12 protein-coding genes are annotated in these 24,495 nt (G+C 62.7%); 5 read left to right on the plus strand and 7 right to left on the minus strand.

Annotated elements, in window-relative coordinates:
* Position 1: 1 nt before the first annotated feature.
* The gene (locus tag ACR9Y2_RS32810) at positions 2–1,399 is read left to right on the plus strand and encodes a hypothetical protein (protein ID WP_435046103.1); all 1,398 of its coding nucleotides are present in this window, start codon (positions 2–4) and stop codon (positions 1,397–1,399) included.
* Between the two features lie 147 nt (positions 1,400–1,546).
* Here the strand turns inward: ACR9Y2_RS32810 and ACR9Y2_RS32815 are convergent, their stop codons facing one another.
* The 3 genes from ACR9Y2_RS32815 to ACR9Y2_RS32825 form a co-directional block, all read right to left on the minus strand.
* A complete protein-coding gene (locus tag ACR9Y2_RS32815; RefSeq protein WP_435046104.1) occupies positions 1,547–3,445 on the minus strand; it encodes a hypothetical protein in 1,899 nt (632 codons plus the stop codon).
* A 193-nt stretch (positions 3,446–3,638) separates the two neighbouring features.
* Positions 3,639–4,247: a hypothetical protein gene (locus ACR9Y2_RS32820; protein WP_435046105.1), complete on the minus strand. Its 609-nt coding sequence runs from the start codon at positions 4,245–4,247 to the stop codon at positions 3,639–3,641.
* A 30-nt stretch (positions 4,248–4,277) separates the two neighbouring features.
* Complete coding sequence (locus ACR9Y2_RS32825; RefSeq protein WP_435046106.1) at positions 4,278–5,075, minus strand: hypothetical protein; 798 nt, start codon at positions 5,073–5,075, stop codon at positions 4,278–4,280.
* 75 nt (positions 5,076–5,150) lie between these two features.
* Between ACR9Y2_RS32825 and ACR9Y2_RS32830 the strand changes: the two genes are divergently transcribed.
* A complete protein-coding gene (locus tag ACR9Y2_RS32830; protein ID WP_435046107.1) occupies positions 5,151–5,348 on the plus strand; it encodes a type II toxin-antitoxin system HicB family antitoxin in 198 nt (65 codons plus the stop codon).
* 35 nt (positions 5,349–5,383) lie between these two features.
* Here the strand turns inward: ACR9Y2_RS32830 and ACR9Y2_RS32835 are convergent, their stop codons facing one another.
* Together ACR9Y2_RS32835 and ACR9Y2_RS32840 are read right to left on the minus strand one after the other, a co-directional pair.
* On the minus strand, positions 5,384–5,935 hold the full coding sequence (locus ACR9Y2_RS32835; RefSeq protein ID WP_435046108.1) for a BMC domain-containing protein: 552 nt from the start codon (positions 5,933–5,935) through the stop codon (positions 5,384–5,386).
* Positions 5,936–5,952: 17 nt separating this feature from the next.
* Positions 5,953–7,269 (minus strand): 4Fe-4S dicluster domain-containing protein, encoded by a 1,317-nt coding sequence (locus ACR9Y2_RS32840; RefSeq protein WP_435046109.1) that lies wholly within the window; start codon positions 7,267–7,269, stop codon positions 5,953–5,955.
* 240 nt (positions 7,270–7,509) lie between these two features.
* Here ACR9Y2_RS32840 and ACR9Y2_RS32845 point away from each other — a divergent pair, with 240 nt between their 5' ends.
* The 3 genes from ACR9Y2_RS32845 (at position 7,510) to ACR9Y2_RS32855 (ending at position 12,678) form a co-directional block, all read left to right on the plus strand.
* Positions 7,510–8,823, plus strand: a complete 1,314-nt coding sequence (locus tag ACR9Y2_RS32845; protein ID WP_435046110.1) for an NAD(P)/FAD-dependent oxidoreductase — start codon at positions 7,510–7,512, stop codon at positions 8,821–8,823.
* A 137-nt stretch (positions 8,824–8,960) separates the two neighbouring features.
* On the plus strand, positions 8,961–10,013 hold the full coding sequence (locus ACR9Y2_RS32850) for a uroporphyrinogen decarboxylase family protein (RefSeq protein ID WP_435046111.1): 1,053 nt from the start codon (positions 8,961–8,963) through the stop codon (positions 10,011–10,013).
* 157 nt (positions 10,014–10,170) lie between these two features.
* Entirely contained in the window at positions 10,171–12,678 is a 2,508-nt protein-coding gene (locus ACR9Y2_RS32855; RefSeq protein ID WP_435046112.1) for an alpha-glucuronidase family glycosyl hydrolase, read from the plus strand.
* A 27-nt stretch (positions 12,679–12,705) separates the two neighbouring features.
* On the opposite strand, the gene ACR9Y2_RS32860 is transcribed toward ACR9Y2_RS32855, so the two are convergent.
* Entirely contained in the window at positions 12,706–19,527 is a 6,822-nt protein-coding gene (locus ACR9Y2_RS32860; protein WP_435046113.1) for an InlB B-repeat-containing protein, read from the minus strand.
* A gap of 310 nt (positions 19,528–19,837) precedes the next feature.
* A complete protein-coding gene (locus ACR9Y2_RS32865) occupies positions 19,838–24,154 on the minus strand; it encodes an InlB B-repeat-containing protein (protein ID WP_435046114.1) in 4,317 nt (1,438 codons plus the stop codon).
* Positions 24,155–24,495 lie beyond the last annotated feature (341 nt).

Genomic DNA, 24,495 nt, shown 5'->3' on the forward strand with positions numbered 1-24,495 from the left:
CATGGCCAAGATCCAGTTGAAGAAAACAGCTCCGGCTCAGAAGAAGGCAGCTAAGAAGGCACCCGCGAAGAAGGCGGCGGCGGGCAAGGGTCCCACGAAATTGACGTTGCGCGCGTACAACGTGGGCTTTGGCGACTGTTTCCTGCTGACGTTCGAGTATCCGAAGTTCAAGCGGCGGATTCTGATTGATTACGGCAGCACGGCGGCTCCGAAGAACGCCGATGACGATTACATGATGGCGATCGCGAAGGACATCGAGGCGCAGTGCACGGATGCCGATGGAGTGGCGCGGCTGGATGCGGTGGTGGCAACGCACCGTCATCGGGATCACATTAGCGGGTTTTCGACAGACGGTGACGGCACGGGCGGGGTGATCGCGCGGATGAATCCGGGGGTGGTGATCCAGCCGTGGACGGAGGATCCGGAGGCGCAGCCCGACGCCGATGAGGCGACGGCGACGACGTTCACAGGCGGACAGCCAGACGCGAAGGCCTTCATCGCCAGCCTGCACAATATGAACCGCATGGCGGGCGCGATTGCACAGGCGTCGCGAGACGAGCACCTGGGGTTGTCGATGCGCATGTCGGCGCAGATGGGCTTTTTGGGCGAGAACAATCTGCCGAACAAGTCGGCGGTATTGAACCTGATGGAGATGGGCAAGAAGGGCCGGGCCGCCTATATCCATGCGGGCTCGAAATCGGGTCTGGAGCCGGTGCTGCCTAGGGTGAAAGTGCATGTGCTGGGGCCGCCGACGTTGAAGCAGACGCAGTCGATCAAGAAGGAGAAGGATCGCGACGCGAACGAGTTCTGGCAGTTTGCGGCCTTCTGGCAGTTTCAGGCGGCGGCGGGCGAGTCAGTGGATTCGAAAGTTCCCTTGTTTCCGGGCTCAGAGGCGCACGAAGCGCACTCCATTCCGCCGAATGTGCGCTGGTTTGTGGGCCGGGCGCAGAAGATCCGCGGCGAGCAGTTGATGGAGCTGGTGCGATCGCTGGACACGGCGATGAACAACACGAGTGTGATTCTGTTGTTCCAGGTGGGCGGCAAGAGTTTCCTGTTTCCGGGCGATGCGCAGATTGAGAACTGGCAGTTTGCATTGAGCCAGGAACCCATCAAGGAGATGCTGAAGGTGGTGGATGTCTACAAGGTAGGGCACCATGGGAGTCTGAATGCGACACCGAAGTCGCTATGGGCGTTGTTCGAGCACAAGCACGAGACGCCGGCGGCGGACCGGTTGACGACAGTGGTGTCGACGAAGCCGGGGAAGCATGGGAGTGTGCAGTCGCATACGGAAGTGCCGCGATCGACGCTGGTGGCGGAACTGCAGAAGGAGAGCGAGTACTTCTCGACGCAGGATCTGCCGAAGTCGCAGATTTGCAAGGAGTATGAGTTTGAGTTTTAGGGGGGCAGTCGAGGACTGTAATCTCGGGAGCTTGCGAGACTCCACCTGATTCAGTGTGAATCTATCCTTGCGCAATTAGAAGACGAGATTAACGGTAGATTAGCACAAAGTTTCCCATTCTTGAACGTCTTTCCGGCAGTCAGCATATTAAAGTGCGGGCAGCGTGATGCCGGCCCATACTACAGCTTCGCTCTTTCTCCAGCGCAGGCTCCAATCGCTCTTAGACTGAGACCATTTTCCCAGGCGTGACTGCAATTCCGTCAGGAGGTATGCTTCGTGGTTCGCCGGCACGCCAGAGAGATCGGCTTTCCTCTGTTTGACTCGCGGACGTTGGGTCGCTTTAGGACTGGTTGATTTGGATCCGGAGTTGAAAAGGCGTTCCAGGCCGGTGAGCGAGAGCGCGAAGTCGAGATACCGGTTCGTGGCGGGCTCAGCCCGGTTCGGTAGGTGTTCGCTCCGATTCAGGAAGTTCTGGAGTTTTGAGATTTCAGACTGAAGGATGTGGGTGAGTTGGTTGAGGGATTCCGCGTCCTGATAGCGGATGGAGAGCCCGGCGAGCAGGTCGTAGAGGCGCATTCCGGACTGGATGCCGAACTCCGGAACGGCCTGGACCGCTTCGGATAGGAATCTTATTGCAACCTTGGGTCCGCCATGATGGAGGTAGGCAACGGTCTGCTGTTCCACCATGAACGTACGGTGAGCGATGTGCGGCCGTGGAATGACCTTCGTAATAGGGGCGGCGGGGCTACCCATTACGGTCTTCACCCGGGGCATGCTCTCGATAGCGGCATGCAACTGATGATTGCCGCGGTTCCAGAGCACAGCGTTGGGTGCTAGCGCTTTCAGCCGCTGAGCCCAGGGTTCGCGGATACATGACGCGCAAAGCGCTGTCTTGCCCGCCACAGCTCCTGTGGCGATATGGACCACCCCGGACTTTGGATTCATGTAAAGGCCATAAGCCAGAGTGGCGAGTTTGCCCCGTTTGGAGAGTCCTCCCCGCCGGCGGCGGCTGCGAACATGGTTTTCGTTTGGCTTGGCCGGAGTGAATCCAAGTTTCCTTCCGGAGTTGAGAGATCCGAATCCATAGAGCGCGGCAAGATTGGAACCAAACCCGAGGAGTGCGAAGCCGGCGGCTCCGCCAGCGCTCAGGGCACGCCGCCGTGACATGTTCACCTCGGCTTGCCCGCTGGCGATATTGGGCACAGCGCCGGGATTGGAGAACCAGCGCCAAATCACAAGAGCGATGAGCGCGCCCAGCAGAAGGTTGAACGCGGTCAGCCCAAGCCACGAAATTGTGCCTATGGAGGTAAGTCCGGGCGGCGCATTTTTGTGCAGGAGATGTGCCGCGACGCACAGCGACAAGTATTGGACGCGTGCCTGGAGCAGGAAGACCGTCGCGGCGATGCCCGCAACGACCGCTGTGCGAGCACGCAAGTTGGACCACCCAAGCGTGGTGCGGATTGAGTCAGTGCTGAGCGAGCCACTGAGTACGGGCCGAATGGGCGCTAACCACCAGACGCCGCCGCCAACCAGTGTCCGGAAGCGATCGTCGCGTACACCGGACTCCTCGCTGAGCTCGATGCCACGTACGATGAGCCGGAATATCCTGCGACGAGAGACATCCAGATAGATCGCCAAGCCAAGTGCGAGGAGAAGCCAGAGGGTAGCAACCCAGTGCGGGGGGAGGGTCAGCTTGATGGAAAAAGGAAGTTCAATGGTCGGGCTGGCGGCTGCCGCCTCAGCCTGATTCACTTTCGCGGTGGACTCCTCGGCGCGATCGATCATTCGATCCGCGCCGAACTCCGCTGGCCGCAGGCCGACAACGGAGACCAACTGGCCGCGGCTGAGCTGTTCATCGCGGATCAGTTTGAGGCGATGCTCGAGTACCTGGAACCAGACAAGGGCGAGGGCGACGGTCCACGCCAGGGCCGTCTTGGTTGTTCCCGAACTAAATGTCTGAGCACGGTCGAAATGCGTGGCTGCCAGCTTTTCGAGCCGGGAGAAGTGGTCTTTGTCCGGCTGTGCCGGCGCAGGGGGAGACTCCACCGGAGCCTCAGGAGAGTGCGGCGGCTGTGGTTCGGGAGTGTTTAACGGGAGGGGATGATCGTCCACTGAGGACGTATGTTAGCCGAACTTGAAAAAAGTGTCCAGATTATTTTCGCGACAGATTATTTTCGCGCCAATTTGCAGGTATCAACCGGGTATGCCGGTCCGAGATGCTCACGCAACAGGTACTGGGCTAGTCAGGGGTGCGAGCTGCGGTTTTGCGCAGCTCCGCTACCAGATTGTAAACGGAATCTACCTCATCAATGTCCAGGAAGCGGGGGCCGTCCAAGACAGAAAATTCGTTCCAAAATGCGGAGCCCTGGCCCCGAATCCATGCGTTTGGGTCTTCGCGAAACTTCAGAGAGCCGTGCCTGCCTGAGCTTGCTTCTTTGGTTAGCGCGGGCAACGAGTCAATATAGTTGGAAGTTGTCCGCCGGGTGAAGCTGTTCTGGACAGCGATGACTCTGAGGTTTGTTACAGCGTAGAAGGTGCGTTTCTTGATCCAGCTTTCGAACAGGAACCGGCCCCAGATCATATACTGCCCGGCGAGGACGAAGGGGATGCCCCAAATCATGAAGATGTCGAAATGGAACGTGCCGTGGCTTGACTTATTGAAGACGCCAAGCACTCCCAGTTCCCAGAATATGGCAAACCCGCCCCACACCAGGCTGAAGGGAATTTTGATACCGTCGGAACTCCGCAAGACAAAGCCGGGACGCGGCTGGGCGGCCCAAAGGACGCGTTCACCAGCGGTCAGTTCGGGTTGGATCTCCTGAAGCGCTGCTTGATCGGTCGTCAGCATGGAGTGGGTTCCCGTCCGATCCGGCATGTTTTAACTTTCCGCCCGGGAGGAGGTGGAGTCCGCGGCAGTATTGGGGGCTGGGGTGGTTGAGAAATCGATGAGCGTGCTTGTGATAGAGAGTCCTTCCGGTTCCAATGATGCGGCCCGCAGGCAGCCGGATTCGGCCCAGACGAGGCGGTTGCGATCCCAGCCGGCCCACTCCCAATTCGGGCAGGGCTGCGGGGCGCGGCCGCGCTGCTCCAGTTCGTAGCGGCGGGGCTCGCCGGCGGCTCGGAGTAGCCAGTCGTGGATGAGCTCCTTTTCGTAGAGAGTGTCCCAACGGGTGGGACTTCTGTTGATCCAGCCATCGCGATCGAGTGCTGAGGGAAAGGTGCGGTTTTTGATGTTGGTTTCGCGGCGCAGAGGCGCATTGTCGCGAATTAGGCTGGTGTTGCCGTCTGACTCCAGCCAGTAGGAGTCGTTCGAAAGGAAGTAGCCGCCGCCACCCCAGGTATCGCCTGGCCCCCACAGGGAGAGAGCTGTCACGGACGGTGCTTCGGAGATGGCTGTCCATGTGTAGCCAGCGCCCGCGATGGCCCAGGCCGCTCCGCCCATGGCGAAGTAGATCATGTGGCGTCCATCGGGCGAGATGTCGGAGCGATCGGTGTAGATCCTGCCTCTGAAGGTTGCTCCGGGTGTGAATACGTCCTGCGTGCGATCCCAATGGATGACGCGGACGGTGCGCGAGGGGCCGCGGCGGAAGACGATGCCTACGGGAGCTTGGGCGGCGAGAAGAACGCTGAGGCGGGGCGGGGGCGCGATGCTACGGTCTGGGCCGGACACTGTCATAGATTCGCATAAGTGGTGGCTGCGGGAGGGTGGGAGGGGTTGCCGGGCCGCGGCGCTGTTTGAAAGAATGCCGGAATGAAACAAAGGTTCCATGCGGCGGTTTGGCGGGAAGGGAACTGGTTCGTTTCCCAGTGCCTGGATGTTGACGTCGCCAGTCAGGGGGAGACTGAGGTGGAGGCGCTCGCTCATCTCGAAGAGGCCCTGGCGCTGCACTTCGAGGAGCCGCGGGCTTCCCGGTTGCCTGCGGTTCGCATGATTTTGGCTGGAGCCTGATTCGAAGTATCCGCTTGCTGACGCGCGCGGCTCTGTTAGATCATTTCGCGCAATAGTTCCGGCCTCGGTTGGGGGATTACTACCTTATTCACTAGCAGGCCTTTGCGGCCGATGACCTGGGCTCCGGCTTCCACGGCTGTTCTCACCGCGGAGACGCTTCCTGTGCAGGAGGCGAAGGCCTTGCCTCCCAGGGCCATGGCTAAACGCACCTCTACTAGACGGACATTCGCCGCTTTGGCCATGGCGTCGGCGGCTTCGATCAGGCTGGTCACTGAGAACGATTCGACGATGCCCAGGGACTCGAGCTGGCCTACGTTGGTGGTGCCGCTGATGGCCGGGAAGATGTCTTCGTGGAGGTTGGCGATGACGAAGGAGTCGATGATGGAGAAGTCGCCGGCCTGTTTGCCGGCGTCGACCGCGGCCTGGATGGCTCCGACGTCGCCGCGGATCAGGACCATGTATTTGCCGCTGCAAATGGTGCGGGCCAGGACGAGTTCGACATCCGCCGTTTTCAGCATGCAGTCGCAGACCAGGAAGCCGGCGGCGATACTCGAGAGTTCAATCAATCCGATGGAGTTGCGGGCCACTTGGTTGTTCCTTTGGCTCAGGCTTCGATTTCGATGGCTTCGGCGGTGACTCGGGCCACGCGGCCGGTGATGCTGGAGTGGACGTCCGCGCCCAGTTCGTTTTCGTTCATGCGGGCGATGGGGCGGCCTGCTTCCACACGGTCACCTTCATTGACCACAGGGGTGGCGGGCTTGCCGGCGTGTTGTTTGGTGAGGATGCGGACGCGGGCCGGTTTGGGTTCGTCCGGGATAAAGGGCGTGTGGCTTTCGTAGGCTTCGACGTTCAGGCGCTGGCGGAGCATCGACTGCGGGACGCGGCGATACTCCTTCATGGGATGGGCGCGGACGGGGTGCTGCTGGACGTACTTCATGCCGGCGGTGCGCAGCGTGACTTTGGCGTCATCGCAGGCTTCCTTGGGGAAGAGGTCTTCGGGGCAGGCGTAGAGGGTGCAGAGGCCGCAGGAGCAGCAGAGTTCGCCCCACTGGCTCCAATTCTCCTTGCCGGAGAGGGTGAAGCCGAGGGTGCGCATCACTTTATGGGGCTGGACATCGTAGCCGAGCAGGTAGCGCGGGCAGAATTCGGTGCAATAGCTGCACTGGTCGCAGGCCGATTTGCCGATGTGGGCCATCACCTCTTTGGGTTTGCTTTTGCGCTGAACGAGGGAATGTTCGCGCGGGAGGACGATGAGGCCGCAGGTGGTTTTGGTGACGATGCCGGTGAGGTCGAAGGTAAGGGTGCCCATCATCATGCCGCTGACGAAGATGCCGATGTCGGGGACGGTGGCGCCGCCGGCGATGGCGAGGAGGTCAGCGAAGGTACAGCCGATGGGGGCCCAGAAGCTGCAGGGGTGTTTGACGGCTCCGCTGATGGAGACGAACTTTTTCGTGACGGGCGTGCCCTGGGCAGCGAGTTCGACGTTATAGAGGGTTTCGACGTTATTGACGACGCAGCCGACGTTGAGCGGGATGCCGGCGGCGGGGATGAGGCGGCCCGTGGCGGCGTAGACGATCTCGTATTCGTCGCCGGAGGGGTAGAAGTCGCCGAGATAGGTCATCTCGATGCCGGCTGCTTTGGCGTGCGGAGAGACGGCTTCGACGGCTTCCTTATTCTTTTCCTTGACGCAGAAGCGGCCTTCGCGGGCGCTGGTGACCTGAATCATGCGCGCCATGCCGGAGACCATTTCGGCGGGATAGCGTTTCATGAGCTCGAAGTCCTTGTGGAGCAAGGGTTCGCACTCGGCTCCATTGGCGAGGATGAACTCGACCTGGGACTTGGCTTTGACTTCGGTGGGGAAGCCGGCGCCACCGGCGCCAACGACACCCATCTCGCGTAGTGACTGACTGAGGTTCGGCATGGACCGGAATTCACACTATAGCGCAGGGGGCAGGCCGGGGCCGGGTGCGAATTTCGCGGCGGCGGATGGAATGGATGGCCAGTCTTTTGATGGGTCTGTCCGGGAATTGCACATTGGTGTTCAAACGAGAGAAACTAGACGGGTTACTGATAGGCGGGAATCTCTCAGGATTTCTGGTGCTTCGGAAGGGCCGCTGGTCACGCGACTCTGCCCAGGGAGCTGAATTGGGTATTGGGTGAAATGTCTAACTTAGATGCTGTAATTGTCGGCGCGGGGCTCGCCGGCATCTGCTGTGCGCGGGCATTGGCGAAGGAAGGCGTCTCATTCCAACTGATTGAGGCGTCGGACAGTGTGGGCGGGCGGGTCCGGACGGAGCGGGTGGATGGGTTTCTGCTGGACCGTGGTTTTCAGGTTCTGCTGACGGCCTATCCCGAGGCGCTGGCGCAACTGGATTACGACCGGCTGCAGTTGTGCGCCTTCGCGCCTGGTGCGATGGTCCGCTGCGACGGCCGGTTTTACCGGATCCCCGACCCATGGCGGGAGCCGGGCACGTTCATGACGAGCCTGTTTTCTCCGGTCGGCGGGTTGGCGGACAAGTTCCGGCTGTCGAGAATCCGAAGTTCAGTGGTATCCAGAACCATCGAGGAGATCTTCGATGGGGAAGACATCTCGACGATGCAGGCGCTGCGGCGGAGGCAGATCTCGCAGGCGATGATCGACCGCTTCTTCAAGCCGTTCATCGGGGGCGTGATGCTGGACCCGAAGCTGACGGTATCGAACCGCCTGTTCGAATTCGTTTTCAAGATGTTTGCCGAAGGGGATGCGGCGGTGCCGGCGGAAGGGATCCAGGCGATTCCGAGGCAACTGGCGGAGACGCTGCCGGCTGGAACGATCCGTTTCAACGAGCGGGTGCATTCGATTGGCCGCAACCAGGTGAAGCTGTCGACGGGTGAGATTCTGCAGGCGAAGCACGTGGTGGTGGCGACGGAAGGTCCGGAGGCATCGCGGCTGTTGGGCTTTGAGCGGACAGTGTCGTCGCGCAGCGTGTGCACGCTGTATTTCGCGGCCAAGGAAGCGCCGGTGGAAGAGCCGATGCTGGTATTGAGCGGCAGCAGCCGGGGACCGATCAACAATCTGGCGGTGATGAACGTGGTTGCGCCGGGGTACGCGCCGGCGGGCGAGAATCTGGTGAGCATCACGGTCTTGGGCTGGCCGAGCCGGGACGATCAGACGGTGGTGAGCATGGTGCGCGGCCAGTTGCGGCACTGGTACGGGCTGGTGGCGGATGAGTGGCGGCTGCTGCGGATGTACCGCATTGAGCATGGGTTGCCGGTGGTTTCGCCGATGGAATGGCAGCAGCAGAGCAGGTTGGCTCCGGGGTTGTATGTCTGCGGCGATCACCGGTCCACGCCGAGCATGCAGGGGGCGATGGAGAGCGGGCGGCTGACGGGTGAGTCGGTGATCCGCGAGATGCGGGGGCAGCCGGATCCGGTGACGCGGGTGCGCAAAGACGAGCCCCGGCTGAGCGAGATCAAGGATCCAGACCAGGAGTAGGGGACTCCTGACTCGTGTTTCTGAATGCGGCGCAACCGGTGCCGGTGGTCAATTATGATACTTGCAGGCCTGATTGACTGGAATGATTCCCGTCGATAGTGAGGCCAGCGAGAGACCGGCCAACTGGAAGGACGTCGATGCGACAGCAGCAGTGGGATGCCTTTAAGAGAGCCGCCAAGCGGCAACCCGTCGACAAGGTGCCGTTGGCGCTGATTGTGGACAGCCCGTGGATGCCGGGCTATCTGGGTACGGGCCACCTGGACTACTTCCTGGATCCGGAGGTTTGGTTCCAATCGAATTTGAAGGTAGCTGAGCAGTTTCCGGAGGTGACGATGTTCCCCTCCTGGTGGGTGGAGTACGGGATGGCGATCGAGCCTTCGGCGATGGGTGCGCGCATCACGTTCCAACCGGACCAGCCGCCAAGCCAGGTGGCGACGCTGCACCGTTTGTCCGATCTCGACCACATGGTGGCGGTGGATCCGTGGCGGGACGGGTTTATGCCGCTGGCGCTGCACCGCTACCGGATGCAGAAGCAGCGGATTTTCGATGCGGGGTACACGATTCCGGTGGTGGCGGCGCGGGGTCCGCTGTGCACGGCGGCCTTTGTGCACGATGTGAACAACCTGATGACGAACATCGTGGACGATCCGGAAGGGGTCCACCGGCTGCTGTCGTTTGTCACGGAAGGCATCATTGCGTGGTTGAAGGCGCAGGCGGAAGCGATTGGCCCGTGTGTGGAAGGGATCTTCGTCCTGGATGACGTGGTGGGTTTCCTATCCAGGGCTTCCTATAACGAGTTTGCGGCCCCTTACCTGAAGCGGATCTGTGATGCATTTCCGCAGGACTGGGTAAAGGTGTATCACAACGACGCGGCGATCAAGCAGTTCATCGACGATCTGCCGGAGACCGGCTTTGATGTGCTGAATTTCAGCCACAAGGTGGACATCGCGGAGGCGGCGCGCCGGACGGGCGGGCGGATGTGCCTGATGGGGAATGTATCGCCGCTGGATTTGGGTGTGCGGGGTACGGCGGAGGCGGTGAAGGTGGCGGCGCTGGAAGTCCTGCGGAAGACGGGCGGGACGAACCTGATTCTGTCGCTGGGTGGCGGAGCGAGTCCGGGGATGCCGGCGGAGAACATCCGGGCGCTGGTCGAGGCGGCACAGGAGTTCGAAGCAGGCCGGGTGGGGTAGGAATGAACGGATTCAGCCGCTGATTGTCTTTTGTTCCAGGTTGCGATAACACTATACGGTTGAGCGCGGGCGTCCCGGGACGGCTGCGCTGCGCAACGCCCGGGATCCGGCCTGAATCGGTTTACCGGCCGGGCCTGCATGGTTCGCGGGAGGATTGATGAGCCGTAAACTGCGATGGATGTGGGCCCTGTTGCCCCTGGCCGGACTGCAGGCCGAGACGGGCGCCGATGCCTGGTTGAGATACTCCGCGCTGGATGCAGCGACGGCCCGGCGGTATGTGAGCGCGCTGCCGGCTACGGTCGTCCTGATGGGGGATTCCCCGGTGGAACGGACTGCCCGGACCGAGTTGATTCGCGGGATCAAAGGCATGCTGGGGGTGACGCTGCGGGTGGGTTCCACGGTACCAGCGGACGGCGCGATTGTGCTGGGGCTGGAGGGCGTGGTGCGGAAGGCGGCGCCTGGACTGCCTGCGGGTGCGGCGCTGACCGAGGACGGATATGCGCTGAGCGTGCGAGGTGCCGGCGGGTCGCGGAGGGTTGCCGTCCTGGGCGGGAGCGAGCGGGGTGTCCTGTACGGGACATTCGCACTGCTGCGGAAGATTGCGATGGGCGAGCCGGTGGAGGCGTGGAACGAGCGGTCTGTGCCCTATGCGCCGGTGCGCTGGGTGAATCATTGGGACAACCTGGACGGCACGATTGAGCGCGGCTATGGCGGGCGGTCGATCTTCTGGGACAAGGGCGTGGTGCGCGAGGATTTGAGCAGGGTGAGCGAGTATGGGAGGCTGCTGGCGTCGCTGGGGATCAACGGGTGTTCGATCAACAACGTGAACGCGGATCCACGGGTGCTGACCCCGGCGTATCTGCCGCAGTTGGCGCGGATTGCCGAGGCGTTCCGGCCGTGGGGTGTGAGGGTCGTGTTGTCGGTGGATTTCGGGAGCCCGCAGCGGGTGGGCGGGCTGGCAACCTTTGATCCCCTGGATGCGGGCGTAGCGGCGTGGTGGAAGGCAAAGACGGATGAGTTGTACCGGGCGGTGCCTGACCTGGCCGGACTTCTGTTGAAGGCGGATTCCGAGGGGCGCATCGGGCCATCGGCGTATGGGCGGACGCATGCGGATGCGGCGAATGTGATTGCGCGGGCGCTGAAGCCGCATGGCGGTCTGTTCTTTTACCGCGGGTTCGTTTATGACCACCACATGGACTGGCGGAATTTGAAGAATGACCGGGCGCGGGCGGCATACGACAACTTCTACCGTCTGGACGGGCAGTTCGATGACAACGTGGTGATCCAGATCAAGCATGGGCCGATTGATTTTCAGGTGAGGGAGCCGGCGTCGCCATTGTTCGGGGCGTTGGAGAAGTCGAATCAGGCGATTGAGCTGCAGGTGACGCAGGAGTATTTCGGGCAGGCGCGACAGTTGGTCTTCCTGGTTCCGATGTGGAAAGAGGTGCTGGATTTCGATATGCAGGCGAAGGGCGCCGGCACTCCAGTGAAGGCGTTGGCGGCCGGGAGAGTGTTCCGGCGTCCGGCGGGCGGGTTTGTAGGGGTGTCGAATGTGGGGCTGGACGCCAACTGGTTGGGGAATCATCTGTCGCAGGCGAATTTGTACGGATTTGGGCGGTTGGCGTGGAATCCGGATTTGACGTCGCAGCAGATTGCCAGCGAGTGGACGCGGCTGACCTTTGGAGCGGATCCGCAGGTGGCGCAGACGATTGAGGCGCTGCAACTGAAGTCGTGGCGGGTGTTCGAGAATTATACCGGTCCGCTGGGGTTGCAGACGCTGACCGACATCGTGGGGAACCACTATGGGGTGTCGGTGGAGGCGTCTGAGCGCAACGGCTGGGGGCAGTGGCACCGGTCGGATGAGAAGGGCGCGGGAATGGACCGCACGGTGGCGACGGGTACGGGGTATGCGGGGCAATACCGGCCGGCGGTGGCGCAGCGGTATGAAGGGTTGGCGACGTGCCCGGATGAACTCCTGTTGTTCTTCCACCATGTGCCGTACACGCATGTGCTGCATTCTGGCAAGACGGTGATCCAGACGCTGTACGATCTGCACTACGAGGGGGCGGCGTCGGTGGAGGGCTATGTGCGTTCCTGGCGGGCGCTCAGGGGGCGAGTGGACGAGCAGCGCTACGCGGAAGTCCTGGCGCAACTGGAGTATCACGCGGGCCAGGCGCAGGTGTGGCGGGATGCGGTGAACAACTGGTTCCGGCGGGCGTCAGGGATCGCCGATGGGAAGGGGCGAGTGGGGCAGCATCCGGGCCGGGTGGAAGCGGAAGCGATGAAGCTGGAGGGGTATGTGGAGACGCCGGTGACGCCGTGGGAGGGTGGATCGGGCGGCAAGGGCATAGTGTGCGAGGGGGCCACGTGTTCGGCGTCGACGACGTTTGCGGGGCAGTCGGCGTGGTACACGCTGCGGGTCCAATACTTCGACCAGAATAATGGACGTGCTCGGTACCGGGTGAAGGTGGGGGAGCAGGTGGTGGATGAGTGGGCGGCGGGCAACTGGGTGCCTTCGGCGAAGATCGACAGCTCGACGTCGACACGGCGCAGCCTGGCGGGAATCGCCCTGCGGCCGGGGGATGTGATCCGGATCGAAGGGCAGCCGGAGGGCGGAGAGAAGGCCGGTCTGGACTATGTCGAGGTGGTGGCGGAGCGGCCGTAGAGACAGCCGCTCCGGTGGTTGATTCGATTACGGGATGGTAAAGGTGCCGGTTTGCAGCCAGCCGGAGTCGCGTCCAAGGGGATCGAGGCTCCGCTGGAAGAGTTTCTTGGCTCCGGACATGGGCGCCTTGAGGGTGATGGGCACGTTCACTTTGACCGTACCGGCCTGGTTCGTGACGGTGGACGCGGATGTGTCGACCGAACAGGCGCTGCTGGTGAGCGTGTTGGCGGCCGTGCCCGGGCTTACCGGTCCCAGGAAGAAGCCGACGTCTCCGGAGTACATCCACAGGCCATTGCCCGCCCGATCGTAGTGTACGAAGCAGAAGGGCTGACCGCCGCCGTCAGTGGCCGCGGCGACCAGGAACTGCGACCAGCCGGCGGCTGTCCCGTCGTAGCCGGCCGGATCCGCAAACGAAGCGGCAAAGGTCTGCTGGGCGGCGGTGCCGGAAGCGGGCAGGACGCTCATGGAGCCCAAGGCGGAAGAGGCCGTGGTCCAAGTGCCTTTCTGTACCCAGTTGGTATCGAGATTGCCCTGGGTGTAGGCGCGGAGGTAGATGTTCTTAGCCGCAGCCGCCTTGAAGACGATGTCGGCTTTGAGGGTGAGGGCGGTGCCGTTGCCGGTGACGGTGGAGGTCTTCGTGTTCAGAGCGCAGAGCGAGTTCTGCAACTGGGCACTGGTGGTGCCGCGTTTCACGGGACCGACGAAGAAGCCGCCGTCGCCGTAGACCCAGAAGGAGTCGCCCTGGACGTCGAAGTGGACGAAGCAGTAGGGCTGACCGCCGCCGTTGGCAGCCGTAGCGATGAGCAACTGCACCCATTGCAGATCCTGATAGCCGAGGCCGGCGGTGTAAGTGGCGGTGAACGAGGCGGAAGTTCCGGAGCCGGAGGAAGGCGTGACGCTGGCGGCGGAAGGTTGCGGATTGATGGCCAGGAAGTTGGCCGTCACCGAACGGGGGACGACCATTGCGATGGACTGCGGATTCGCCCCCCCCACCAGGTCGCCCGAGAAGTTGGAGAAGGTATAGAGGGCGGCGGGCGCGGCGGTGATCTGCAGCACCTGCGTGGTGTCATACCAGCCGTCGGCGGAAGCGGGTGAGGCGCTGATGCTGCCGCCGGGGTTGGCGACAAGGGTGAGCTTGTTCTGGGTTTTGAAGTTGGCCGAATAGGTGGTGGAGGTGGAGGGTGCGGTGATGGTGTGGGCCTGGGCTCCGCCGTCGCTCCAGCTGAGATAGCCATAGCGGGAATTGCCGAAGGTCTGGGGCGAACCGACGCTGAGGGTGTGCGAGGAGCCTGCAGCCCAGCCGAAGGACTTTGGAGTGGTGTAGGCAGTGCCGTCGGCAACGATGGTCATCCCGCTGGGATTGCTGGTGAGGTTGACCAGGGTGAGGATGGCCGTGGAGTCGGTGGTGGAGGCCTGGGGCGAGTTGCCGCCCGTGACCGTAGCCTGATTCACCTGTGGGGAGGTGGCGTTGATGGCGACGTTGACGGTGACGATGAGGGGCGGGTAGCTGGAGCCGCCGGCCAGGGTGTCGGAGCGGTAGCAGGTGCTGAGGTTCTGGCAGTTCCAGCCGTTGCCGGTGATGGAGATGGGGGTCAGGCCCGCGGGCAGGGTATTTGTGACGTATACGGTGCCAGTGGTAGCTGGCGACCCGGAGGCATTGCCGACGGTGAGGGTGTAAGCCGCGCCCTGCTGGCCCTGGGTAAAGCTGCCTGTGTGTGTGCTGGTGATGGCCAGTTTCGGTCCGGCGGTTTGGGAGACGAAGTTGGCGGTCACCGTGGTGGGGGCGTTGAGGTAGAGGTAGCCCCGTGTGCCGTTCTCGACGGTGGCGCCGGTGAAGTCCTTAAAGGTATAGCCCTGGTCGGGTGAGGCGAAGACGAGCGTATAGTTGGCGTCGTACCAGCCGCTGGGGGGGCTGATGGTGCCGCCCTGGGTGGCCTTGGTCGTCATATAGTACTGCGTCTTGAGGTAGGCAGTGAGCTGGGTTTGTCCGGCTGAGGCGGCGACGAAACTGTGGGCGATGGCTCCACCGTCGGACCAGTTCGAGAACACGCTCCGGCTGCCGGCTCCGCCATCAATGGGCGAGGTGGCGGAGACGGTATGGATGCTGCCGTAGGGCCAGGTGAAGGTCTGGGGCTGCTGATAGAGGGTGCCGTCGACCGTGAAGCTGGTCGAACTAGCGCCGACACTGACCTGCACCTGCGGGGGCGTCGAAGTGAGGGCGAGCGCCTGATCGCCGGTGCCGACAAGCGCGGTCACGTTGGGGACGTCTTTCGGTTGAGTAGTGACCCAGGACATAGTGCAGTTCCACTGGGAGATGGTGCCATCCTGTTTCAGCGCCAGGGGACAACTGCCCCCGAGGGCGACGGCGGAGAGATTCACCCAGTCAGTCGGGGGGGGGGAGTTGCTTGTGGGCGGCCAGATGGTGAGCGTTCCAGCCTGTGTGATGGCGCCGAAACTGTAGCCCGAGTAACCTGAGAAAACCGAGACTACATTCGACAGCGAGGGCGGGGGCAACGTGGAAGCGTCGCTGGTGAGCGAAACAGGGATGCCATCGGCTGTCAGGGCCACGGCATTGTATCGCATCGACACCGCCACGGCGTTGCGAACCTGGGCGAGTGCCGTCAAATCCAGATAGTAATACTGATTGCCCCACCAGGTGAGCGTGCCATCGGCTCTGATGCCGATGGCATTATCAGTCCCTGCGGCGATGCCGACCAGGTTGGTGAGGCCAGCGGGCAGCCCGGTGACCACCTGGCTATTGCCCCAGGCGACCACTGTGCCATCGGCCTTGAGAGCCAGTGTGTAGGAGCTCCCCGCGGAGATGGCAACTACGTTAGTCAACCCGGCGGGGACGTTGCATTGACCATCCTGATTTGTGCCCCAGGCCACAACGGTGCCGTCCTTCTTGAGGGCCACCCGGAAGCCGCCGCCCAAGGCGACTGCGACTGCATCGTTGAGGCCTTCGGGGAACGGCTTTTCGTTGTTGTTGTACGAATAGTAGTAGTAGGCCCAGTAGATGGGATAAGCGATGGAATTGACCGCCGCGGTGTCGCTGGCGGTGGTCACTCCGGAGGTACCGCCGCCGGAGACGCCGGCCTGGAAGGTGAGGCTGCCGGGCGCGAAGTCGTCGATCTTAGCGAGGGCGGTGATGGCGGGATAGGACTGTCCGCTGGTGAGCACGTCGCTGCGGGTGCAGGTGCTGGCCGTGCAGGTCCAACCGGGTCCGGACATGGAGGTGATCTGGAGGCCGGCCGGGACGGTGGGGGTCATCTGTACTTGTCCCGAGGTTGCACCACCCGTGGGATCGCTACCGATGCGAACCAGGTAAACGGCGTTGGTCTGGCCGCGCAGGAACGCGCTGGTATGCCTCAGGTTGACCTTGAACTTCGCCTTCCCTTGTGGAGCCACGAAGCTGGCGGAAACATTCACGGGGCCTTTCAGGACAAAGCTACGCGGGTTTGACAAGCCGGAGATATCGCCGCCGAAGCCTGCGAACACGTAGCCCTGATTGGCGGTCGCCCTGACGGTGACGGTGCTGTCGGCATCGAAGTAGGCGGTGGAGGGGCTGATGGAGCCGCCGGCTGACGCGGAGGTGGTGAGCGCGTACTGCGTCCTAAATGTCAGCGTGTAGGATGCGTTTTGGGTCGCCGTAAACGTGCGAGTGGTGAGGGCAGAGCCGTCTGACCAACTGGAGAGAACGAACTGAGATCCGGGTGTCACGCCGGGTTGAGGGGAGGGGACGGAGACGGTGTGCGTACTGCCGTAGGTCCATTGGAGGCTTTGGTTGGTGGTGTAGGGCGCACCATCGACGGTAAAGGTGGCACCTGAAGGATTTGTAGCGAACGACACATTGACCACGGCTGGTGTGGCGGCGATAGCCAGGCTATGAGTGCTGCCCGCGCCGACGGCGGTGATTTGCGTGAGGCCAGGTGGTACGGAGGTTTGACCATTGGTGTTCACGCCCCACGACAGCAGGGTCTGATCCCACTGGAGGGCAACTGCGTGGGCGCCCCCGGCTGACAGGACTCTGACGTTGGTGAGGCCGGCGGGCATGCCGCTGACGATGGAGGGCGGAACGGTGCCCCATGGGATGACTGTGCCGTCGTCCAGCAGGGCCATACTGTACTGGGGCCCGGCGGCGACCGATTCCACTCTGGCCAGGCCCGTTGGCACATTGCTTTCTCCGGCGGCATTGCTGCCCCAGGCGACGACGGAACCGTCTCGCAGGACGGCGAGGGAGTGATCGCCCCCGGCGGCGATGGCCACGGCATCCTTGACAGTGGCGGGGACGGTGGACTGGCCGCTGGAGTTGGCGCCCCAGGCGACGACGGCGCCGCTGCTGGTGAGGGCGAGGCTGTGATTGGCGCCCCCGGCGACGGCGATCACATTCAGAAGGTTGGCGGGGACTGTGGATTGGCCGCTGGTGTTATCGCCCCAGGCGACCACACTGCCGAATTCGTTGAGGGCGAGAGAGTGATTGCCACCGGCCGCGATGGCGACCAGGTTGACGAGACCGGACGGCACTTTCGTCTGTAGTTTCGAGTTGTCGCCCCAGGCTACTACCGTGCCGTCGCCCCGAAGGGCCACGCTGTGGCTGATGCCGCCGGCGATGTCGACCAGGTTCGTGAGGCCAGCTGGGGCGGTCGCCTGTCCAGAGGCATTGTTGCCCCAACCGATGGCGGCATTGCCGGCTCCATAGACTTTGGAGGGGGCTCGGGCCGCGCTGTTGTAGGGGTATGTGTTCAGAGCGAGGCTTGGCGTCACCGTCCCGGTGGCAGTGGAGTCCGCCGCGGCGATGATCAGGATTGCCGGGTAGGCTGAGCCTGGAGCGAGCGCGTCAGTCCGGGAACAGCTGGCGCTGGTGCACGCCCATCCCGTGCCCGACATCCTGACGACTGGCATCCCTGAGAACTGGACCTGTATACCGGTAACGGTATTCGGGCTGTCATTGAAGAGGCGGCCGATGTAGACGGCATTCTGCTGACCCTGAACCAGTTGGCGCATGGGTTTCAGGGACATCCGCAGGCTGGCGTCCTTTAGCAGTAGGAAATTGGCCGAGATGCTGACAGGCGCGCTCATCTCCACCCGGGATGGGTTGTTCTGCTCTGTTCCGGTTGAATTGGAGTAGAAGCCAGAGAAGACATACCCGGCCGACGGCGTGGCCCGAATCAGGATGCTGGTGCCGGGGTCGTAGAATGTGGAAGCGGGCGCGGGGCTGATGGTTCCGCCCGTGCCGGCTGACGTCGACAGCTGGAACTTGACCGTGTAGTTGGCGGTGTACGAGGTGTCGGCCGGGATCGTAACAGTGTGGGAAGCCGAGCCGCCGTCGCTCCAATTGGCAAAGAGGAATTGGATACCCCCACCGCCAGGTGTTTGCGTGAGCGCGGTGGCAATGGTGTGCGTACTGTCGGGCGCTACCAGTGCTGAGTAAGGCAAAGAGAGGGCTGTGCCGTCCAAAGTGACGACTGGACCCGAATAGTAGTAATTGCTGGTAAGATCGAGGCCTTTTGCGGCAGCCTGGATTTTGAGCAGGACGGGCGCCTTGTCGAGGATGGCGAGTGCGTAATAGAAGGAGGCGCTGATTGTCCTGGTATGCGCGAGGTTCGCGGCAAACTCCGAGAGTCCGTAGCCGGTATTGCCCCACGCCTTCACTGTGCCGTCGTTTCTCACGGCCATGACGAGCTGCTCGCCTGTAATGTCTACAATATTGTTGACCCCGGAAGGGATGGTGGTGAGCGGAGTCGCGTTGTTGCTCCAAACAACGACCGTGCCATCGGGCTTGATGCCGGCCGCGGTGCTCGAGTTGAGGGCCGCGATTCGGGTGAGGGGTTCCAGACCGGCCGGAGTGTGCGGCGCGTAGCTGCCCCAGGGGACGACCACCCCGTTCGACTGGAGGGCCAGCACCATGCCGCTGCTGGCGGAAACCTGGATCACATTGGAGAGATTTGAGGGAATCGTCAAAGTTCCGTTGTTGTCTGTGCCGACGCCGCTAACCGTGCCATCGGCCCGCAGCGCCAGGCAGAAATTGTCGGAAGTTTCGAGGGCGACAATATTCGACCATCCCGTCGCCGGCGGTGCGGTCGAACCATAGGTCCAGGCGACGACGGTGCCGTCGCTCAAGAGCGCAAAGCTGTTGTCATACCCGGCGGAGACCGCCACGACGTTTGTCAAAGCCTGAGCTACGGCGGAACTCAGGAGTCCGCCGTTGGCCCATTCCACGACCGTGCCGTTCTTCCTCAAGGCAAGCGCCCGCGCAGAACCGGCCGAGATGGCCACCACGTCGGAGAGGTCCTTGGGCGTCCCGGAGGAGGGTGAGTAGTAGTACCCAAAGCTCAGCAGGCGGCCTTCGGCGGCAATGGTCGTGACGTCATTGGCGATGTTGTTGGTGATGATCGGATCGCTTCCGCCCGAGACTGTCACCATGTTGCTGACGGAGGGGGGCGCGTTGGCCGCGACACTGGCCAGGACGGTGATGGTGGGCAGCATCTGGCCGGGTGGAACGGAGTCGCTGCGGTTGCAGGTGTTGGAGAGACACGACCACCCGGGTCCGGACATCGACGTGATGTTGATGCCGGAGGGCATCAGGTCGACGACGGAGATGGTGCCGGTGGTGGCGGTTCCGCCCTCGTTGGTGACGCGGATGAGGTAGACAGCGTTAGTCTGGCCCTGCAGAAAGGCGCTGGTATGGGTCAGGTTGACGGCGAGATCCGGGCCGGGCGAGCCGGCGGCCAGGACGTCGTGCGTGGCGGCGGCCGCGTGGGGGTCCTGAGTCTGACCCGAAGCTGGGAAATGTCCGATCGAAAAAAGGCAAAGTGCCAGGCTGGAAAATTGACCGAAATTGAAGCGCAAGGCTACCTCTGGAATAAACCTACATGCGTAATCGGACTAAGTCAACTGATACGCCGAATCTGTACATCTTTGACACGTAAGCGTGCGCAAATCGGGTGTAGACAGTAATTGCATAAACGACGCGGAAGCTGCTCTTGGCGGGCCCGGCGGGCGCAGAGACGCAGCTGGATGCGTAAGGGTGCTTACAGATAAACAGCGGTATTGCCGTGCAATCTTATGGAGCTCGGGGGCCGGGCGCGTAACACATTATTCGAAATAGTTTGTAGCGGGCCCGAAGGCCGATTCGGACCGGGTGCGCGGATTTGTGGTTTTAGGGAATGGTCCACGTACCGGTTTTGATCCAGCCGGAATCGCGTCCCAAGGGATCGAGGCTGCGCTGGTAGAGGTTCTTTGGTCCCGCCATTGGGGCCTTGAGGGTGAGGGGGATGATTACCTGCAAGGCGCCCGACGGTTGGGCTGTGGCTGTGGAGGAGGTGTTCACGGCACAGGCGCTGCTATCGAGGAGGGTGGAGGCGGCGCCGGGGGTGACCGGGCCGAGGAAGAAGCCGGCATCACTGGAGTACATCCACAGGCCGTTGCCCGCGCGGTCGTAGTGGACGAAGCAGAAGGGCTGCCCGCCGCCGTTGGTGGCTGCCGCCACGAGGAATTGCGACCAACCGGCGGTGGTGCCGTCGAAGCCGGCCGGGTCCGCATAGGAGGCGGTGAAGGTTGGCTGGAAGCCGGAGCCGGCATTGGGCTGGGCGGACATGGCGCCCAAGGCGGAGACTGCGGCCGTCCAGGCGCCTTTCTGCACCCAGCCGGTGTCGAGGTTGCCCTGGGTGTAGGCGCGCAGGTAGACGTTTCTGGCCGCGGCCGATTTGAAGACGACGTCGGCCTTTAGGGAGAGCGCGGAGCCATTGCCGGTGACGGTGGAGGTTCTGGTGTTGAGCGCGCAGAGTGAGTTCTGCAACTGGGCGCTGGCGGCGCCGCGGGCGACGGGTCCGACGAAGAAGCCGCCATCGCCGTAGAGCCAGAAGGCATCGCCCTGGACATCGAAGTGGATGAAGCAGTAGGGCTGGCCGCCTCCGTCGGTCGCGGCGGCGAGCAGCAACTGGACCCAGGAGAGGTTGCGGTAGCCGAGGGGGGCGAGATAGGAGGCCGTGAAGGAGGCGGAGGCTCCGGAGCCCGCGGTGGGCGACAGGTCGACGGAGAGGGGCTGCGGGCCGACGGCGGTGAAGTGGGCGGTGACGCTGGCGGGCGCGAGCATGGCGAGCGATTGGGCATTGGCGGAGCCGGTCAGATCGCCGCTGAAGCCGGAGAAGGCGTAACCGGGATCCGGCACGGCCAGGATTGTAGTGCGGCTGCCTGCGTCCAGGTAGCCGGTGGAGGGGCTGATGCTGCCGCCGGCTGTGGCGGAAGTGGTGAGCAGGTAGCGTGTTTTGAAGGTAAGGGTGAAGTCCTGCGGAGCGCCGACCACGAGGGTCCGGGTGGTACCGGTGAAGCGGTCGGACCATTCCTGGAGGACATACTGCATACCGGGCGCCGTCGCCGGCTGTGGCGAGGGGACGGTGACAGTGTGCGTGCTGCCCGCCAGCCACTGAAACTTCTGAGGGGCGGTATAGGTGACTCCGTCGACCACATAAGCAGCGGCCTGGGGCTGGGCCGCAAACGTGATGTCGACGAGGGCGGGGGTTGAGGTGATGGCCAGGCTGTGGGTGTCGCCGGCGCCGACTGCCGTGATTTGCGAGAGGCCGGGCGGTACGGAAGTCTGTCCATTGGTATTCACGCCCCAGGAGAGCAGGGTCTGATCCCACTGGAGGGCGACGGCATGTGCTCCTCCGGCTGCCAACACCCTGACATTCGTGAGGCCGGCGGGCATGCCGCTGACGATGGAGGGTGGAACGGCGCCCCAGGTGATGACTGTGCCGTCGTCCAGAAGGGCCATGCTGTACTGGTTGCCCGCGGCGACGGATTCCACTCCGGCCAAGCCGGTTGGCACAGTGCTTTCTCCGGCGGCATTGCTGCCCCAGGCGACTACCGAACCGTCGCGCAGCACGGCGAGGGAGTGATTGCCCCCGGCCGCGATGGCCACGGCATCCTTGACCGTGGCGGGGACGTTGGACTGGCCGCTGGAGTTGGCGCCCCAGGCAACGACGGTTCCGCTGCCGGTGAGCGCGAGACTGTGATTGGCTCCGCCTGCGATGGCGATCACATCGAGAAGGCTTGCAGGGACGGTGGACTGGCCGCTGGCGTTATCGCCCCAAGCTACTACTTTGCCGATTTCTGTGAGAGCCAGGGAGTGATTGCCGCCGGCCGCGATGGCGACCAGGTTGACGAGGCCGGACGGGACTTTCGTCTGCAGTTTCAAGTTGTCGCCCCAGGCTAGGACCGTGCCGTCGCCTCGCAGGGCCACGCTGTGGCTGATGCCGCCCGCGATGTCTACCAGGTTCGTGAGGCCAGCCGGCGCGGTGGCCTGTCCCGAGGCGTTGTTACCCCAACCGATGGCGGCGTTACCCGCCCCATAGACTTTGGAGGGGGCCCGGGCCGCGCTGACGTAGGAATAGTTACTGAGGTCAAGGCTCGGCGTCACTGTGCCGGTGGCGGTGGAGTCCGCCGCGGCGATGATCAGGATTGCCGGGTAGGCTTTGCCAGGAGCGAGCACGTCAGTCCGGGAGCAGGTGGCGCCGGTGCACGCCCATCCTGTGCCGGACATCTTGACTACGGGGAGCCCGGAGAACTGGACCTGTGCTCCGGTCATGGTGTTCAGGGTCTCATTGGAGAGGCGGCCGATGTACGCGGCATTCTGTTGCCCCTGAACGAGTTGGCGCATCGGTTTCAAGGACATCCGCGGGTAGGTGTCTTTGGGAAGGCTGAAGATGGCGGTGATGTTCAAGGGCGTTTTCATCTCCACCCGGAACGGGTTGTTCTGTTCATTCCCGCTTGAACTGAAGTTGAAACTAAAGAAGACATACCCGGGAGATGGGGTAGCGCGGACAAGTACACTGGCGCCAGGGTCGTAGTACGCTGAGGCGGCTGCGGGGCTGATGGTTCCGCCGGTGCCGGCCGATGTCGACAGCCGGAACTTGACGGTGTAGTTGGCGGTATAAGTGGTGTCGGCCGGAATGGTGAAGCTGTGAGAGGCTGCACCGCTGTCGCTCCAATTGGCAAAGAGGTATTGGATGTCTCCATTGCTCGGTGCTTGTGTCGGCGCGGTGGAAATCGCGTGCGTACTATCGGGCCCCACGAGCGCCGAGTAAGGAAAGATGAGGCTCACTCCGTCCAAGGTGATAAGAGGGTTCGAATAGTAGTAGTTGCTGCTGCTGAGGAGATTGAGGTCCTTTGAGCTCCACTGGATCTTGAGCAGGACGGGCGCCTTGCTGAGGATGGCGAGAGCGTGATCAATGGAGGCGCTGACCGCCCTGGTATACGTGAGGGTCTCGGCGAGCGCCGGTAGTCCGGCGTTGGAGTTGCCCCACGACTTCACCGTGCCGTCGCTCTTCACGGCCATGATGTATCCATAGCCCCCCCCGCCCAGGGCTACCACACTATTTACGCCTGAAGGTACGGTGGTGATCGGGTTGGAATTGCCGCTCCAAACTGTAACTGTCCCATCGGACCTGATGCCTGAGCCAGTGATCGAACCGATGGCTGCGATCCGGGCGAGGGGTTCCAGCCCGGACGGAGTGGTCGGCGCATAAAGGCCCCAGGGGACGACAGTCCCGTTCGACTGGAGGGCGAGCGCCATGCCGATGCTAGCGGAGATCTGGATTACGTTGGAGAGAGTTGCGGGAACCATCAGAAGGTTGTATTTGTCCGTGCCGACGCCGCTCACCGTGCCATCCGCCCGAAGCGCCAGGCAGAGATAGTCCGAAGCTTCGATGGAGACAACATTCGATAACCCCGCCGTCGAAGGTGGAGTGGAATTGGCGCTCCAGGCGACGACGGTGCCATCGCTCAGAAGTGCAAAGCTGCTGCTAAAGCCGGCGGAAACCGCCACGGCGTTGGTCAAAGCCTGGGCGACCGGAGAATTGAGCAGACCGCCGTTGGCCCATTCCACGACCGTGCCGTTCTTCCTCAGGGCAATCGCATGCTGGGTTGCGGCCGAGATGGCCACCACATCAGAGAGGTCCTTGGGTGTCGAGTCGTGCACGGTAAAGTGCCTACCCCAACTGAGCAGGCGGCCCTCGGCGGCAATGGTCGTCACGTCATTGGCGATGTTGTTGGTGATGATGGGATCGCCGCCGCCCGAGACGGTGACCATGTTGCTGACGGAGGGCGTCGCGTTGGCCGCGACGCTGGCCAGGACGGTGATGGTGGGCAGCATCTGGCCGGGCTGAACGGAGTCGTTGCGGTTGCAGGTGTTGGAGAGGCAGGACCAGCCGGGTCCGGACATGGACGTGATGGTGATGCCGGAGGGCATCATGTCGACGACGGAGATGGTGCCGGTGGTGGCGGTTCCGCCGTCGTTGGTGACGCGAATGAGGTAGACCGCGTTGGTCTGGCCTTGCAGAAAGGCGCTGGTATGAGTCAGGTTGACGGAGAGATCCGGGCTGGGCGAGCCGGCGGCCAGGACATCGTGCGTGGCGGCGGCCGCGCGGGGTCCTGAGTTTGACCCGAAGCTAGGAAAAGTCCGATCGAAGAAAGGCAAAGTGCCAGGCGGGAAAATTGACCGAAATTGAAGCGCAAGGCTACCTCTGGGATAAACCTACATGCGTAATCGGCCTAAGTCAACTGATACGCCGAATCTGTACGTCTTTGACACGTAAGCGTGCACAAATCAGGTGCGGACAGAAACTGCAGAAAGGCCGCGGAAGCTGCTATTGGCTGGCCTGGAGGGTATGGAGACGCAGTTGGATGTGTAAGGGTTCTTACAGATAAACAGCGGTATTGCCGGTCAATCTAATGGGGATCAGGGTTCGGAGGAGTACTACGTTATTAGAAATATTTCATAGCGGGCGCGAGGGGGCATTTGGGCCGGGTGCGCGGATT

It is taken from the genome of Paludibaculum fermentans (assembly GCF_051172195.1).
In the GTDB taxonomy this organism is placed as follows: Bacteria; Acidobacteriota; Terriglobia; order Bryobacterales; family Bryobacteraceae; genus Paludibaculum; species Paludibaculum fermentans_A.

What these genes read in the sequence shown, in the direction of transcription:
- ACR9Y2_RS32810 (WP_435046103.1), top strand. Translation starts at nt 2, where the DNA reads ATGGCCAAGATCCAGTTGAAGAAAACAGCTCCGGCTCAGAAGAAGGCA.
- ACR9Y2_RS32820 (WP_435046105.1), bottom strand. Translation starts at nt 4,247, where the DNA reads ATGCTGACGACCGATCAAGCAGCGCTTCAGGAGATCCAACCCGAACTG.
- ACR9Y2_RS32825 (WP_435046106.1), bottom strand. Translation starts at nt 5,075, where the DNA reads ATGACAGTGTCCGGCCCAGACCGTAGCATCGCGCCCCCGCCCCGCCTC.
- ACR9Y2_RS32830 (WP_435046107.1), top strand. Translation starts at nt 5,151, where the DNA reads ATGAAACAAAGGTTCCATGCGGCGGTTTGGCGGGAAGGGAACTGGTTC.
- ACR9Y2_RS32840 (WP_435046109.1), bottom strand. Translation starts at nt 7,269, where the DNA reads ATGCCGAACCTCAGTCAGTCACTACGCGAGATGGGTGTCGTTGGCGCC.
- ACR9Y2_RS32845 (WP_435046110.1), top strand. Translation starts at nt 7,510, where the DNA reads ATGTCTAACTTAGATGCTGTAATTGTCGGCGCGGGGCTCGCCGGCATC.
- ACR9Y2_RS32850 (WP_435046111.1), top strand. Translation starts at nt 8,961, where the DNA reads ATGCGACAGCAGCAGTGGGATGCCTTTAAGAGAGCCGCCAAGCGGCAA.
- ACR9Y2_RS32855 (WP_435046112.1), top strand. Translation starts at nt 10,171, where the DNA reads ATGAGCCGTAAACTGCGATGGATGTGGGCCCTGTTGCCCCTGGCCGGA.